Raw genomic sequence first — 14,505 nt, 5'->3', positions numbered from 1 at the left:
GGCCAAGGGTGGTCCTGCCGCTTCCTTCGGCAGGACCACCCGCAGGTTCACCTAGTACGGCCAGAGCGAGAAGTCCCTCAGCAGGTTCCACAGGAGCAGGAGGACGGTCACTACTCCCAGCGCAAGGGCTTGCAGATGTTGGCCCCTCAGCAACGGGTGTTCTGGCCACCAGAGCGGATACGGGGCGGCATCCCGCTGTTTGCGGCGCCTCTCCTCCTTCGCCGCCTCCCGGCGCATGGCGCGCTTGGCCTCATCCATGCTCTGGCGATGGACGTTACGGCGGTGGTTCTCCCACGCCTCACGCCATGCCATCTCAAAGTCCGCCGCCAGCTCGGGGCCCCCGAGCCCGAGGCCGATGGCCACGGCGGTGTCCAGCTTCGGGTACGTCCTCCCCTTGAAGGTGGCGCTGATCGTGCTGGTCGTCAGCGTCACTTTCGCATCGCAGGCTGCGGCCTGGTCGATGATCTCCTGATACTTGGGCTTCCCCTCCTTGACGTACGTGTGCTTGATGTACGCCTGGAAGCCAGCCCGGTCCATGCCCTCGAAAGGGTTGGGCTGCTCGGGTTCCTCAGACATCGGTCCCACCGTCGTCCCCGCCGATGATTTCGTGAGCCCAAGAGACTAGGCCGCGGAAGGTGCCGGCGAACGCGCCGCCTACCGCCGACCTGACGGTCTTCTTGGCGAAGCTTTCGGGCTCGGCAGAGGTCGCCTGCTCGTTCTGTCGGGTCGGCTGCGCCGGGATGGACGCGCCGGTTTCCTGGATCCCCTGATTGGGGTTGAGGTCGTTCATGGGGACGACAGTGGGACCTGTGCGAGCCCTCGTCACGTTTCGGGATTCCAGTGCCTGAGGACTGGATTCCCGTGCCCTGCGCGGGAATCCAGAGCTGCCTGCACGGGATTCCCGCGCTGCCCGATCCCCCCGACATGGACCGCAGCATCATCGCGGCGAGCCTATCGTCGCGCCCGGGGGCGGGTCCCTCACCGTCCGCCGCCCCGGCGACGTCCCCGCGGCTGCGCCCCTGAGTTGGCTCGCGGAGAAGGAGAGCAAGCACGCGCAGCGGCTGGTCAACAACCTGCTGCCGGTCGACCGCTTCCCCGACACCGACCGCGACGACGCCCTGGCCGGCCTCGCACTCGGGCCCCTCGCCCTCAGCGCCTACCTGGGCTATTCGGCGCGTACCCGACCGGGCGGCTCCACACGGGTCCGGGTCGGGCGGCTACCGTCCCGGCATGACCGAATCACCCCGCACGGCCCTGCCGTCACTGAAGAGTCCCCCAGGTGAACGCCTGGAGATCGTCTCCGCGTGGGACGCCGACACCCCGTATCAGGCATGGAGGCCGCAGATCCTCGTGCCGCCGACGTTCCGTCCGGCGCAGCCCTCGCGGGTGTTCGTCGTCGTGAACCAGAAGGGCGGCGCGGGCAAGACGACGTCCGCCGTGGAGCTCGCGGCCGCGTGGGCGGCGGCCGGGCTGCGCGTGCGCGTCATCGACGCCGACCACCAGGAGGCCGCCCTGTCGGTGTGGCTGGTCCCGCAGTACCCGGAGGGCAAGCCGCGGCACTCCCTGCGGTCGGTGTTCTTCGAGGAGTGCAGCCTGGCGGAGGCCACCTATCCGACGCTGTTCGCCGGGGTGGACGTCGTGCCGTCCAGCACCGACCTCCAACAGGTGGAGTACAACCCGCCCATCGGCGCGGAGCAGACCATCGCCGCCGCGCTCGCCCAGGAGGCGGAGGAGGCCGGCGGCCGCTCGCCGTACGACGTGACGCTGATCGACGCGGCGCCGTCCCTCGGGCTGGTCACCGTCGCGGCCCTCACGGGCGCTGACGAGGCCCTGGTGCCTATCAAGGTCGGCGGCCTGGACATGAAGGGCATGGCGTCCCTGCACAAGACGATCCGCAGCGTGCAGCGGAAGACGAACCCGAAGCTCCGCGTCGGGGCCGTCCTGCTGACGGCATGGGACAAGAGCGGCTTTGCCCGGCAGCTCGCCGCGAAGGTGAGCGAGGACTACCCGGAGGCGGCCGTCATCCCGATCCGGCGCAGCATCCGCGCGGCGGAGGCTCCGCTGTCCGAGGAGCCAATCCGGCTGTACGCGCCCGAGGCGGCCCCGGCCGGGGACTACGACCAGGCCGCCGCCGTCATCCTGCCCGCGCCGGGAGTGGCCGCATGAGCCGCCGCACGCTCGCCCTGCCGTCGACCAAGAGCGCCGAGCCGGACGACGCCGATGAGCTGGAGGCCGGCGCCGAGGAGGAGCCCGCGGCCGCGCGGTCTGTCGGGGTGGTCGCCTCCCTGACCGGCGCGGACCTGTCGACGCCCCTCACCGTGCAGCAGCTCCCCACGCCGTACGACGTCCCGGAGACCGTGACGCGGCCGCTGAACGACCAGGAGCGCGGCCACCTCGCGGCGTGCGAACAGGCACTCCAGGGCTTCCGGAAGTCCGTCATCGTCGCGGGCAAGGCGCTGGAGGTCATCAACCGCGGCCGCCTCTACCGGGAGACGCACGCGACGTTCGTGGAGTACCTGGACGACGTGTGGGAGATCCGGAAGTCACAGGCGTACCGGATGATCGAGGCGTGGCCCGTCGCCGTCGCCGTGTCCCCAATTGGGGACATCAACGAGGGCCAGGCCCGGGAGCTGCGGCCGGTCTTCGAGAAGTACGGCCAGGAGGCGGCCGTCTCTCTCTACCGCGAGGTCAGGGAGCTGCGCGGCGACCGGAAGGTGACGGCGGCCGACCTCGCCGAGGCCCGCGCGGTCCTGCCTCCGCCGCAGCGTCTCACCGGGCCGGGCCAGGTGCGTGACGTCCTCACCGTGGCGGCCGCCGAGGGCCGCGCGCCCCGGCTCGCCCCGCCCGAGCCGCAGGTGCCGGCGCAGGCCGCCCACGAGCACCAGGCCGACGAGGACGACCAGGGCGGAGTCAGTCAGGACCAGGTGAATGAGGGCGCGGAGGCCATCGCCACCCTGGAGGCCGCCGTCGCCCAGCAACGGCAGATCTACGACCGGATCGGCGGCGGGACCCTCGCGGCCGCCCTGCTGTACGACCCGGGCCGAGGTGACCATCTGCGCCGCGAGCTGCGGCAGTACGCCCAGCGGACGGCGTACCGGACGCGGGACACCTCCGGGGACCAGGGCGACGACTGACCCGCCCTGGCGGCCTACGCCCGGTTGTCGGCACGCGGTGGGACACTGCCCGCGAGGGGTGTCCCTGCGCCCCTCACCTCGGGTAATTCCGTGGTGGTCGATGGGCGGTAGGGCCCGGCGAAGCGGTGCGGCGCCGGGCCCTCGCCATGTCCGGCCGGTTCCAAATCCCGACCTCGTCCGAGGCGCCGGCCTTTCGCGCGGCCGCGCGTCCTCGAGGGCGCCCGCTCTTGCGGGTCGACGTCGACCAGGCCGCCGCCGCTGTCGGGGTCCGGCGGGATACTCGCTGTGGGATCTCGAAGGTGAGCCCGGCCGGGACGGTCGGGTACGTCATCGGCGGCTGCGGTACGTCAACGGGTTCACGTACCGCGCCGTCCTCGCCTCCGACCAGCTCGCCGCGCGGGGCTCGCCCGGGCTTGGGTTTCTGGACTTTTTGGACCGTCCACACGCGGGTGCGCGCGTGCCGGAATCCGCTTAGCTCAGCCACCCACCGGCACGAGGTGCCCGCAGCGAAGCGAGGACACCTCGTGGACTACGTGATGGTGTTGCTTGATCTTGTTACTAAAGGGGCCCAGTCTCCCGGCGACCGGCGGACCGGCGACCGGTTTCCGGTCCCCGCTTTCGTCCGAGAGCATCCTGGCTCGATAGCTTTCGCCCCACCTTCGTTGCACGGACGGTCTCGAGGACACTCCCCCGTCGCGTGCGGATGGTCGACGTCGAGCAGCTGGCCGACGTCACCCGTGGGTACATCACGAGCCGTCTCCGAAGATCTCGATAGCGACCCGCCTCACTGCCTCTCGCACCATGGCAGCCATGACGGCGCCAGCCATGGTCAGGCTTCCCCTCTTCGCGAACTCCCGTCGGCCAGCATGAGCAGCCGGGGCTGCCGGATTGCCCAGGTTGCTGTGCTGCTGATCGCGTCCTTCGCGTCGCTGGTTACTCACTGATCCTCCAAGTCGCCTGAAAGGCCCCTGCTTGTGCGCAGGAGCCTTCGGCGGCTTGGGTATTGCTGCGCCATACGTACAGGCGCAGCAAAACACTCAAACGAGGGTCCAGGCAGGCGGCCCGCTGGTTGGAACCGCAGGATTCAGTCACCTCGCCGAGGAGTGATGCCCCTTGGCCAAGTGGCCGTATTTCGGACGTCGACCTGGGGTTTCCTCGCCATTAGCTCCGGTTCCTCGGAGCTAACCGGCAGAAAAGAGCCCCTTAGCCCTGCGGCCCTGTGCGGCCCCCTGCTGGCCGCACAGGGCATCTGGTGGCCGGAGAGGCGCGGAAGGGGAGATCGTCGGCGTACGGACTGCCCAGGGGTGCGCATGGTCCTCTTACTGCCCAGTGAGCGTCTTACCGATTGACCCGGCGTTGCGGAACACCGGACCGCACAGCCCGGTCCGGCAGTGCGTCGCCTCCGGAGGCCGAACCCTGCCGGCCGAGAGTGCGCGCCGTTGCGGCCTCCTACTAGCGGACCCTTCCGCTTCGCTCCGGGGCTACGGGCTTCGCCCTTGCGCACACCCCGTTAGCCGTCCACCAGGCGCGACGAGCGCTTAGCGCACGATCTGACATGGATGTTCCTCAACCCCCACACCCCCGGCGGGCTCCTCCGGACCCCCGCCCGCCGGGGCCTGGAGCAGCATGACGACCGTGAGCAACGAGGTGAATGCATCGCCCGCGCGGAGCGCGCCGGCCAAAGGCCGGAATGTAGTTGGCGTTCCTAGGTGAAGGTGATCAGACGGCGGGAGATTCGACCTCAGCCACAGAAAGGCAACCCCAGCGCCGGGGGCGCCGACGACGCCGGTGCGGAGGTACCTCAGCCACCCACCGGCAGGACAACGCTCCTCCCTGCTTGTTGCCAGCCGAGGACGGCACGCGGCCGCCAGCGCCGACTAGGTGGCATCAGTCGGGACCCGCAAGCCCGTCAGGGCTGAGGACGCGCCGACCCCATGCGCCTGCGACGGCCGGACACCGGACCGTCGGCCTTGCTCGTAGGTGCCAAAAGCGGCAGCTATGACGGGCGCGCGGTGGGTCCACGAGCGGCATCAGGTGCGTCGTGGTGCGCACAGGACGGGGCGCGCCTTCTAAGGAAGAAGGGGCCCGTGCCTCTGACCTGCGGAAACGTGCTGCTAAGCGGCGAAAAACCGCCGGTAACAGGGCGAAAAATAGCCGCTTAGCTACCCTCTGCGCGTCCCCCATCGCGGACCGTGGCGCCCTCCTCCCGGGTACCCATGCGTGTGACACGCGCGCCTAAGAGGCTGTTTTCCGGATGCCGACCTGCTATTTTCCTCACGGAACAGGCGGTTGACCGGAGCTAAGGGGCGAAAAAGCGCCCCTTAGCGGGACGATGGGAGAGGGCACGCATGACCACACGGAGGGGCCGCGAGAACGTGGCCCTGGTCAACCTCGACACCGGCGAGGCGGTGGCAGCGCGACCGCGCACGCCCCACCAGTTCGACGGGAAGGGGTACACCTTGCAGGCCATCGGCAGCGAGGTCCCGCTGTACTCCCTCGGTCTGGCCGCCGCGGAGTGGGCAACGCTCGAATGGCTCCGCGAGCACGGTGCAGCGGCCGGGTACGTCTCGCTCACGCCCGAGGAGCTGGGCGAGGACATCGGCGCCAACGACTCCACATGCCGTAAGGCCCTGGCCCGCTTGGTCAAGCTCGGGCTTGTGGTGAAGCCCTCCCCCCGAGCGGCTGCCTACCAGCTCAACCCGCTCCGATACTGGGAAGGTGCCGGGAGCACTCAGGTCAGCGCGTGCCGACGCATCGCGCCGCCGCGGGTGACCCCGGACGACAAGGCCCTCACCAGGACCGCCAGCAAGCCCAAGAGCAGCGCCGCCGCCAAGACCACCCCGGCTCCCCGCCGCCGCGCCGCAGGAGAGACGCGATGACGACCATGCCTGTTGAGTCCTTCAACCCCGAGCGCGACCTCACCGCCCCGTCGCTCTACTCGCTGAACCTCTCCGCCGCGCAGCACTGCACGCTCGCGTGGGTGGAGGACCACGGCGGCCTGTTCGACGCCATCACGGTCCCGGCCGAGACCGTCGCCGAGGACTGCGGCAACTCGGTCTCCACGGTCTACGACGCCCTCGCCCGCTTGGAGGGCCTGCGACTCCTGGTGAAGACGGACGCCGGCCTCTACCGGATCAACGCCCGGTACTACTTCACACTGCACCCCGAGCTGCGCGAGATGGTCGCCGCCGCCCTCACCGACCCGCCCGTCACCCCCGACGACCGCGCCCGCGCCCCCCGCAAGGTCAGCAACACCGACTCCCGCCGCCGCCGGACCATCCGCCCTGTCACCTGACGGCCCCGCACAGCACAGCGCCCCCGCTCCGATCTCCCGGAGCGGGGGCGCTGTCGTGTCTGGCCAGGCGATCAGCCGCCTCCCCCCACGGGCGGGAGCTCGAAGCCCTCGGGCTGCTCGTGCGACTCGGCAACGAGCGTCTGCGTCACGGCCAGAACTTCACCAGCCGCGCCGTACTGGACTGTCCGGTAGACCGTCACCGGCTTGACGGCGGACGTCGGGAGCCCAAAGTCCTCGCACTCGTACCAGGTCAGGACACGGGCGGACAGGGTGCGATCCAGTCGAACGCATCCCGGGATCGTGGGCGCCACCGGCGCTTGAGCCAGGTCCGGCGAGACGCGCGGCGGTGGGATCGGGAGCCCAAACCCGGGCGCGAGGCTCCGTACCGCCTCGCTCACGACGGCCACCGGATCACCGAGGCTGGTCAGGTCAAACCACTCGCCTCGCCGGTTGTGGACTCGGAACTTGCTGTGAAGCGCCTGCTCAAGCTCACGGCCGCCCTCACACGTCCACAGCACAGACAGCGTCAGCGGCAAGCCGGTCTGCATCGTGCGTACTCGCCGGTCTACGTCTGTCGTGGTGCCGATCTTCACCAGGTCCAGGCCCTCAGCGCCTAACAGGTAGACGACCTCTGAGGGCTTGCCGGGCTGAGTCATGGTGATCCTCCGGGGTGTAGTGGCCTAGTGCGCATAGCACCGCCCCCGCTCCGACCAGATCGAAGCGGGGGCGGTGTCGTGGCTGACGGTCAGTCGAGCGGGACGCCGTACCGCAGCGTCCAGCCCTCGCCCAGGACGTGCCGGGTGACCTCCACGACGCGGCCGTCCTCAGTCCGGCCTACGTGCGTAATGGTCAGCAGCGGGGCGCCCTCCTGGACGCCCAGGGCGGCCGCCTGGTCGGCAGTGGCCGGCGCCTGGGCGACGTCCTCCACGACCTCCGCCTGAGTGAGGCCGGCGTCCTTCATCCGCGAGATGATCCCGCCCTCGCCGGTGTCGAGCTGGGCGACGGCCGGGGCCGCCTCCGCGACGAACCCGGGGATGAACGTGTCGGCCAGCTGCACCAGGCGCTCGCCGTCGTACATGCGGCGCTGCCGGATGACGACCTCACCCGTCTCGCCCAGGATCTCCGCGACGTCGGCCGGGGCCGCGCCTCGGGTCACCTCGACGTCCGCGCGCGGGGTGCCCCCAGCACGCTTCGTCTCCGCCTCGAACGCGCCGTGCGCGCCGCCCTCGGCACGCAGCCGGTACCGGCTCCGGGCGTCGCGGGTGATCGTCCCGTCAGTGCCGATGGTGTTGGTCGGCATGGTGCTCCTTGCTCTCGCTGGTGGTCGGTCGGTCGGTGGTGCAGGGGGCCGGACGCTACTCGCCGTCCAGCTCCCACGTGTAGGAGAAGCGCCAGATGTTCGCGGGCATGACGTGCACCGCGACCTCCACGACGCGGTCCTCCGCCGTGAACGCGTGGTGGACCAGCTCGTACACCTGCCGGTCCTCCGGGATGCCAAGGGCCTCCGCCTCAGCCGCGGTGGGGAAACGGACCTCGATGGACTCCCGGATGCGGCGCTGAGCGTGGCCCAGCTCGGCAAGGCGGCTCTTGCTCCCGCCCGGCCCCGTGTCCTGGTCCTCGATGGCCGTCCCGCCCGCTACGTCGGTCGGGAACCATGACGTGGCGATCTGCACCGGAAAGCCGTCGTCGGCCGCGTCGCGTCCGGCCCGCATGACGCGGTGCCGGCGGATCGCGTTGGCGGAGTGGTGCAGGTCCAGCGCGGCCGCGACCTCCCGGGGCGGACGCTCCCGGGACACGTCGGTCGGTGTCTTCTTGAAGACCAGGCCGAGGCGTTCCAGCTCCGCCTGGAAGGCGCCGCGCGCGCCGCCTTCCTCTCTGGCGGCGGGCTGGTACCGGCCGGTCCCGTCCCGCGTGATCTTGCCCAGGAAGGGCGTCACGAACGAGCCCTTCCCGTGACGGGTGATGACCAGGCCGTCCCGCTCCAGCACGCGGTAGACGTCCCGCGCGGTCTGGAACGCGATGCCCTCGGCTGCCTGGAGCTCCGACACGCTCGGCAGCTTTGAGCCGGGTTCGTACTGGCCCTTTTCGATCTTGGCCCGCAGATCGGCGGCGATGCGCTCGATCTTGCCCGGCTCCTTCCTCGCCACGGCTGCCCTTCCTTCCTGGTGATCGTCACGGCCTGTGTCCGGCAAGCATGACATAGCTAGTTGGGCTGCGAAAGCGACGGCCGACACGCCCTTGTCTGTTGGAGTAAAACCCCAGGTCAAAGCCACGGCCGGAATCAACACAACTAGTTCTCTTGACACGGCATAGAGCCGGTGCGTTAATGATCCACGTCAGAACATAACTAGTTGAGTGCTCGGCAGCGTAGCGACCGGACGGCAGCGCGTGACGGCGGCCGAAAGGAATCGCCCGCACCTTGAGAACTTCACATCAGGGACCACGCCGGTAACCCGTGGATCTGCTGCCTTCGAGCACGTGGGAGGTCGGAAACAAGCAGATGAAGACCGGCACCGACGGCTCCGAGCCGTCGCCGTCCAGCACCCCGCGCAGCGCCTCACGCGTCGCGTGGCGTGCCGGGCGGCGACCACTCGGCACCACCGGCCACCAGGGCGATTCGAGCGCCCCGGCAGCCGGGCACCACGAACCGAATCACCAGGAGGCACCACATGATCCGTACGCTCCGCTCGCACGCGCGTCGCGCTCTCCGCACCGCCGCCGACGCCGTCCGCTCCACGGTCGCCCCGGCCTCCCTGGTCCGCTCCCGCGCCGACGAGACGGCGCCCAACCCGGCCGACGTGTTCACCCCGGAGGAGATGCCGGCGCCCGAGGCCATCGAGAAGGCGGCCGCCGACTACGCCGCCGCCTGCGAGGAGGCCCGCGCCGGGGACCGGGGCAAGAGGAAGGCCCGCAAGCTGCTGGACCGCCTCCCGGCCGGGCGTTACGGCCGCTGGACCGTGGAGCGCATCCCGTCCTCGCGGCAGACCCCGGACCTGGACAGCATCCGCGCCACCTACAAGCGGCTCGGGCTCGGGGACGTCCCGATGCGGACCTGCGCCCCTTCGCTCCGCGTCACGGCGGCCGCTGAGGTCGTCGCCTTCCCGGCCGCTGACGGGCCCGCCCCGGCGTCCCTCGCGGCCTGACTCCCCATACGGCACCACCGGCCCCCGGCACTCCCGCCGGGGGCCGTCGTCAATCCGGAAGGGACCAGCCGATGATCGATGAACGCGACCCCGCACTGCGCATGGCCGAAGTGATCCGCGAGGCCGTGACGTGCGACCGCGACCACTGCCTTCCCGAGGCACACGTCCGGTTCGTAGAGGAGAACCTGGAGATCGCCGCCAAGGAGATCGGCGGGCCCGTCCGGTGAGCGCGACCGCCGTCGACGTCGCCGACGTCGGCGTGGACCAGGCGCTCCGCCTCATGTTCCGGAGCCTGGCGCACCGCTCCCGGACGCTGGTCCGGGTCGACGGCTCGCTACCGGAGCACTGCCCGGCCCGGGTGGTGCGGCACGGAACCCGCCGCATGCTGCTGATCTGGCCGGGCCTGAGCCCGGCTGAGCGCGTCGCGTTCCTCGACGCCGCGCTGAAGGCGGAACAGCGGTGAGCGCGGGCCGCCGCCCCGAAGGGGCCTCCGTCCTCCGGATCGGCGTGAGCCGCGACAGCGGCCGCACCTTCACCGACCGGGCCACCGTCGCCATTCCGCACCAGTGGGCCGCAGAGATGTACGGCCCGCTCGGGTTCGGGATGGGGACCGGCTGGCCGCCGTGCCAGTGCCCGCAGCACCGCGAGGCCGCCGGCCTCCCTCACCCGCGCTGAACACGACGACGGCCCCCGAGGCGATTCGAGCGCCTGAACCGGGGGCCGTGCCAGCGCGCCCAACCGAATCACCAGAAGGGAACGACGCAATGCCCGACCGTATCAGCGCCTACCCGACCGACAGCGACCCGGACATGGACGAGGCCCTGCGCCGCGCCCGGGCGGGCAAGCGGTGAACGCCCCCACCTCGGGCCGGGAGCCCGAGCCCGTCCACGACTGGGCGGAGGACCTGGCGCACGAGCAGCTCGTCACCGCGACCCGCTCGCACCTCACGGCCGCACGGCTCGCCGCCGCCGGGGCGGAGGCCGCCACGGTCCAGCTCGGCTACGTCCAGCTCGCCCGCGACCTCGCGACGGGAGGGCCGACGCCGTGACCGTCCACACCACCGGGCACGCACGACTCCACGCCCCGCGCCCCCTGGTCTACGCCCCGACCTGCCGGGCCCTGCTGCCCGCCACGGCGGCCGCGACCGAGGGCGGCATCACTGCGGAGATCCCCTCCTCCGCCGACGTCCCCCCGGAGCACCCCCCGGTGGTCGCCGTCTGGTCGGAGGGCTTCGACGTGGAACTGGACGCCGCCGGCCTCGACGCGTTCCTCGCCCGCCTGGACGACTTCCGCGACGGGCTCCGCCTGCTCCGGACCCTGATGGGCCCGGCCTGGCACCTGCCCTCCCCGGAGGTGACCCCCCGTGGCTGACCGTCCCCGACACCGCCTCACCCGGCGCCAGGCCCTCGCCGTGCTGATCCTCACCGTGCACGGCACCGCGTGGCTCGCCGTCGCGCTCGCCTGGCCGTCGCTGCGCGCGGTGCTGGTCTGCCTGTCCAGCTACCTCGCCGCGCTCGCCGCCCTCGCCCTGGTGCTCTCCGCCGGGAGCCGGTGGCGCTGCGCCGACTGCGACACCTGGAACGGCCCCGCGGACTCCGCGTGCCACTGCTGCGCCGGCACCCGCCGCCAGGCCGCCCGGCCGGGAGGTGAGCGCCGATGAGCGAGCGCCGCGACCTCCCGCCCCGCAGCGTCCCGCCACAGAGGCGCCGCCGGGTCATCGTTCCGGAGCCGACCCCGTCCCTTCCGCTGCCGCGCGATCCGGAAGCCCGCCGCAGGGCGCTCCGCGTACGCGGCTGGTGACCGGACGGCCCGCCCCGACACCCCCGGGGCGGGCCGTTCCGACGACACCCGCCGCCGTTCCGGGATCATCGCCCGCCGTTCCGGCCGCGCCCCACGACCGCCCAGGAGGCACCCCGAATGACCATCGCCGCGACGCCGCCCACGGCGGCCCCGGCCCCCACCGTTCCGACGACGCGCCCCGCCGTTCCGGCCGCGCATGATCGAGTTCCGGCGGCACCGGCCGCCGTTCCGGAGACGCCCCCCGCCGCTTCGGCGGCACCGCGCCGGGACCGCTCCGAGACGACCATCCGAGGCGTCACGATCCTCGCCCTCGTGGGCGGGGCGATCCTCGCCGGGATCGGCTTCGCAGGCTCCTACAAGGCCCTCCAGGGCCTCGGGCAGGCCAAGGGGTTCGGAGACTTCGCGTACGTCTTCCCGATCGGCCTGGACGCCGGAATCATCGTGCTCCTGGCCCTTGACCTGCTGCTCATCCGACGCCGCACCCCGTGGCCCGTCCTGCGGCTGCTGGCCCACACGTTCACGGTCGGCACGGTCGTCTTCAACGCCGCCTCCGGGGGCAAGCCCATCGGCGAGGACCTGGTGGGCGCCGGGATGCACGCCGTCATCCCGCTCATGTTCATCGCCTCCGTGGAGGCCGGCCGCCGCCTGGTCATCCGCATCACGGCCCTGGAGGACGGCCGCCAGACGGACGGTGTGCCCTTGCACCGCTGGCTGCTCGCCCCCGGCCCCACCTTCGCCCTGTGGCGGCGCATGAAGCTGTGGGACGTCCCCACGTACGCCGAGGCCGTCGCCCGCGAGCAGGCCCTCAAGGTCTACCGGGTGATGCTGGAACGCCGATACGGCAGCGTCCGCAAGGCGCCGTCCGACGTCCGCCTGCCCCTCACGATGGCCCCCTACGGCCTGACGATCGCTGAGGCCCTGGAACTGCCCCGCGTGGAGGCGGAGCGGGAAAAGGCCCTGGAAGACGCCCAGAAGGCCGCAGAGGCGACCGCAGCCGAGCGGGAGGCCGACCGGGCAGCACAGGCCCAGATCGCCGCCCTGAAGCGTCAGGGAGCCGTCCAGGCCGCACAGGTCGAGGTCGCCGCCGCCACCGGCCAGGTGGAGACCCGGGCGCGGGCCGAGCTGGTCGCCGCGGAGCGCGCCGCGACCGCCGAAACCGAGGCCATCGAGTCGGCGACCATCGCCGAAGCGAAGGCCCGTGAGGCGGCCGCCGAACTGGCCGCCGCCGAAGCCCGGAAGCGCGCCGCCGGAATCGATCACGACGCCGCCGAAACGGAGCGGGCCGCCGCCGAAACGCGGGCCCGCGCCGCCGAAGCCGAGGCCCGCGAGGAGGCCGCCAGGACCGCCACGGTGCGCGCCCGTGAGGCCCGCGCCGAAGCCGAGGCCCGCGCCGCCGGAATGGAGCTGGACGCCGCCGAAACGCGCCGCCGCGCCGCCGAAATCGAGCGGGCCGCCGTGGAGGCCGAGGACGTCGCCCGGCTGTCCCCGAAGGAGCGCATGCACCGCAAGGTGGCCCGGATGATCCTCACCGCCGGAGGCACCGCGGATGCCCTCCCGATCCACGACGTCGCCGAAGCGTTCGGCGTCTCCGTGTCGACGGCCTCGGAGTACCGGACGGCGGCCGCCGCCCTGCTCGCGGACGGCTACCGGCCCGAGGGCATGTGATGGCGGGCCGGGTGAAGCCTCGCGCGCCGCGCAGGGCTCCGGAGGAGAACGTGCCCGGCCAGCTCGGGCTGTTCGGCTCCGCCGACCCGTGGCAGCCCACCGGCTGCCGCTGCTGGCCGGTCGACAACCGCGGCTGTGGCCACTGCCGGACCTGCTCCGCCTGCCAGGACTGCGGGCGGTGCGCCGGCCCCGGCTGCGCCTGCGGCTGCGATGACGGCTGACCAGCACAAACGACCCACCGCACCGACCGAGGGGCGGCCCACACCGGGCCGCCCCTCACCGCATCTGGCGATGCCTCCGCCGTTCCCGTCCCGCCCCCAAGGGGCCGGGCGCGGCAGCGGGACCGCCAGCCCCGCGCACCGACCACCCCGCACCACACCCCGAGAGGAGCGCCCCGTGAGCGCTGACCGCTGGACCAGCGACGCCCTGCTCACCGAGCAGGGCGTAAAGACGTACTCCGCCCAGGTCAGGGAGCTGTTCCGCCGGTACGCGGACGACTTCGAGACCCTGGCCCGCGAGGTCCGGGCCGACCTGGTCGCCGACCCCATCGAGGGCGACAACAAGCTCACCGCCCGCTGGCACGCCTGGCAGGTGTCCGGCGCGCTGCGGGACATGGCCAAGCACGCCCGGGCTGTCGTCGCCGCCGGGAAGGCCCTGGAGGGCGACTACCGCCGGGTGTGCGTGGAGCTGCCCGTGAAGCGCGCGGCGAAGGCGGCCGCGAAGGAGCTGCAGAAGGCCGGCCGCTCGCTCCCGGCCGGGGCCGTCACCAACGACGTCGCGGCGGCCGCCGCCCGCCGGGCGATGCTCCCGGCGCAGGCCGGCGACCACGACGACGAGCAGACCGCCCCGGTCCGCCCGGTGACCCCGTGGGGCGACCTCTTCAAGGAGGCCCGGTGACGACCGCTCCACCCCGCCCGGCCGACCAGACGAAGCGGAATCAGGCGGAGTTCTGGAACGCCCGGCAGGCGGCCGCGAGCGACGAGAAGCAGCTCGCGGCCGTCATGTACGACCTGGCCCGCTCCACCGCCGCGAAGGTGGCGGGGCGGGACCCCAATCACCCGATCTGGCGCGAGCTCGCCGAGACCCTGCACCGCTGGTCCGTCGACACGCAGCGCGCCCTCCCGGCGAGTGACGCACGGTGAGTTCTTTTTCTTCTTCTTCAGCCCGGCCCCCTGGGTTCGCCGGGCCCCATGGCGCGCGCACGACGTGCGCGCGCGAGGGTCGCCGGGCCGCTCACTCTCTGTCAACCCCCTTAACCCACCGGAAGGAGGGCTAACGATCATGTCCAGCGACGACGAGGACGGCCGGGTGATCCCGTTCCCGGCCCTCGGAGGACTGCGGCCACCCATCGGCGGCGGCACCACGGCCCCGCCGACCCCGCCCCCGGCACCGCCCGACGACCCGGAACCGGAAGCCGATCTACTGACCGCGTTTCCGGCCCTCGCGGGCGCCCAGCTCGCCCCGCCCC

The 14,505-nt window shown here is 72.1% G+C and carries 19 protein-coding genes and 1 pseudogene; 15 read left to right on the top strand and 5 right to left on the bottom strand.

Translation table 11 applies throughout. From position 1 onward, the window contains the following. Window positions 1-51: 51 nt before the first annotated feature. Entirely contained in the window at window positions 52-576 is a 525-nt protein-coding gene (locus ACFYRY_RS42095) for a hypothetical protein (RefSeq protein ID WP_389158569.1), read from the bottom strand. Further along, window positions 569-790 carry a hypothetical protein gene (locus ACFYRY_RS42090; RefSeq protein WP_389158567.1) on the bottom strand — a complete coding sequence of 74 codons (222 nt, stop codon included), beginning with the start codon at window positions 788-790 and terminating at the stop codon, window positions 569-571. Before ACFYRY_RS42090 ends, ACFYRY_RS42095 begins: the two co-directional genes overlap by 8 nt. Before the next feature lie 440 nt (window positions 791-1,230). Here ACFYRY_RS42090 and ACFYRY_RS42085 point away from each other — a divergent pair, with 440 nt between their 5' ends. The 4 genes from ACFYRY_RS42085 (at window position 1,231) to ACFYRY_RS42070 (ending at window position 6,429) form a co-directional block, all read left to right on the top strand. Further along, window positions 1,231-2,166 (top strand): ParA family protein, encoded by a 936-nt coding sequence (locus ACFYRY_RS42085; protein ID WP_389158564.1) that lies wholly within the window; start codon window positions 1,231-1,233, stop codon window positions 2,164-2,166. After that, window positions 2,163-3,134 (top strand): hypothetical protein, encoded by a 972-nt coding sequence (locus ACFYRY_RS42080; protein ID WP_389158562.1) that lies wholly within the window; start codon window positions 2,163-2,165, stop codon window positions 3,132-3,134. Before ACFYRY_RS42085 ends, ACFYRY_RS42080 begins: the two co-directional genes overlap by 4 nt. 2,348 nt (window positions 3,135-5,482) lie before the next feature. Further along, window positions 5,483-6,013 (top strand): MarR family transcriptional regulator, encoded by a 531-nt coding sequence (locus ACFYRY_RS42075; protein ID WP_389158560.1) that lies wholly within the window; start codon window positions 5,483-5,485, stop codon window positions 6,011-6,013. Continuing rightward, window positions 6,010-6,429: a MarR family transcriptional regulator gene (locus ACFYRY_RS42070; RefSeq protein WP_389158557.1), complete on the top strand. Its 420-nt coding sequence runs from the start codon at window positions 6,010-6,012 to the stop codon at window positions 6,427-6,429. Before ACFYRY_RS42075 ends, ACFYRY_RS42070 begins: the two co-directional genes overlap by 4 nt. A 71-nt stretch (window positions 6,430-6,500) precedes the next feature. Here ACFYRY_RS42070 and ACFYRY_RS42065 read toward each other — a convergent pair whose 3' ends face one another. From ACFYRY_RS42065 to ACFYRY_RS42055, 3 genes are all read right to left on the bottom strand, one after another. Further along, window positions 6,501-7,085, bottom strand: coding sequence for a GIY-YIG nuclease family protein (locus ACFYRY_RS42065; protein ID WP_389158555.1), 585 nt, complete (start codon window positions 7,083-7,085; stop codon window positions 6,501-6,503). A gap of 89 nt (window positions 7,086-7,174) precedes the next feature. After that, entirely contained in the window at window positions 7,175-7,729 is a 555-nt protein-coding gene (locus ACFYRY_RS42060; protein WP_389158552.1) for a UTRA domain-containing protein, read from the bottom strand. Between the two features lie 55 nt (window positions 7,730-7,784). Beyond that, window positions 7,785-8,576 (bottom strand): GntR family transcriptional regulator, encoded by a 792-nt coding sequence (locus tag ACFYRY_RS42055; RefSeq protein WP_389158549.1) that lies wholly within the window; start codon window positions 8,574-8,576, stop codon window positions 7,785-7,787. 522 nt (window positions 8,577-9,098) lie between these two features. Here ACFYRY_RS42055 and ACFYRY_RS42050 point away from each other — a divergent pair. The 11 genes and pseudogenes from ACFYRY_RS42050 to ACFYRY_RS42000 form a co-directional block, all read left to right on the top strand. Continuing rightward, entirely contained in the window at window positions 9,099-9,572 is a 474-nt protein-coding gene (locus tag ACFYRY_RS42050; RefSeq protein WP_389158546.1) for a hypothetical protein, read from the top strand. Between the two features lie 71 nt (window positions 9,573-9,643). Further along, complete coding sequence (locus ACFYRY_RS42045; RefSeq protein WP_389158543.1) at window positions 9,644-9,799, top strand: hypothetical protein; 156 nt, start codon at window positions 9,644-9,646, stop codon at window positions 9,797-9,799. After that, window positions 9,796-10,035, top strand: coding sequence for a hypothetical protein (locus tag ACFYRY_RS42040; protein ID WP_389158540.1), 240 nt, complete (start codon window positions 9,796-9,798; stop codon window positions 10,033-10,035). The genes ACFYRY_RS42045 and ACFYRY_RS42040 overlap by 4 nt, the downstream gene beginning before the upstream one ends. Further along, window positions 10,032-10,247: a hypothetical protein gene (locus tag ACFYRY_RS42035; protein WP_389158538.1), complete on the top strand. Its 216-nt coding sequence runs from the start codon at window positions 10,032-10,034 to the stop codon at window positions 10,245-10,247. The genes ACFYRY_RS42040 and ACFYRY_RS42035 overlap by 4 nt, the downstream gene beginning before the upstream one ends. A 172-nt stretch (window positions 10,248-10,419) precedes the next feature. Beyond that, a complete protein-coding gene (locus ACFYRY_RS42030) occupies window positions 10,420-10,620 on the top strand; it encodes a hypothetical protein (protein ID WP_389158536.1) in 201 nt (66 codons plus the stop codon). Next, window positions 10,617-10,943, top strand: a complete 327-nt coding sequence (locus ACFYRY_RS42025) for a DUF6907 domain-containing protein (RefSeq protein ID WP_389158533.1) — start codon at window positions 10,617-10,619, stop codon at window positions 10,941-10,943. The genes ACFYRY_RS42030 and ACFYRY_RS42025 overlap by 4 nt, the downstream gene beginning before the upstream one ends. After that, the gene (locus tag ACFYRY_RS42020) at window positions 10,936-11,232 is read left to right on the top strand and encodes a hypothetical protein (protein ID WP_389158530.1); all 297 of its coding nucleotides are present in this window, start codon (window positions 10,936-10,938) and stop codon (window positions 11,230-11,232) included. The genes ACFYRY_RS42025 and ACFYRY_RS42020 overlap by 8 nt, the downstream gene beginning before the upstream one ends. A gap of 257 nt (window positions 11,233-11,489) precedes the next feature. Beyond that, on the top strand, window positions 11,490-13,037 hold the full coding sequence (locus tag ACFYRY_RS42015; RefSeq protein WP_389158527.1) for a DUF2637 domain-containing protein: 1,548 nt from the start codon (window positions 11,490-11,492) through the stop codon (window positions 13,035-13,037). Between the two features lie 396 nt (window positions 13,038-13,433). Further along, entirely contained in the window at window positions 13,434-13,934 is a 501-nt protein-coding gene (locus ACFYRY_RS42010; protein ID WP_389158525.1) for a hypothetical protein, read from the top strand. Next, the gene (locus ACFYRY_RS42005; RefSeq protein WP_099923264.1) at window positions 13,931-14,179 is read left to right on the top strand and encodes a hypothetical protein; all 249 of its coding nucleotides are present in this window, start codon (window positions 13,931-13,933) and stop codon (window positions 14,177-14,179) included. The genes ACFYRY_RS42010 and ACFYRY_RS42005 overlap by 4 nt, the downstream gene beginning before the upstream one ends. A gap of 139 nt (window positions 14,180-14,318) precedes the next feature. After that, window positions 14,319-14,505 (top strand): annotated as a pseudogene (locus tag ACFYRY_RS42000) (hypothetical protein); the annotation flags it as partial.

Source organism: Streptomyces sp. NPDC005263 (genome assembly GCF_042872365.1).
Taxonomy (GTDB): Bacteria; Actinomycetota; Actinomycetes; order Streptomycetales; family Streptomycetaceae; genus Streptomyces.
This window is presented reverse-complemented; position numbering and strand designations above follow the sequence as displayed.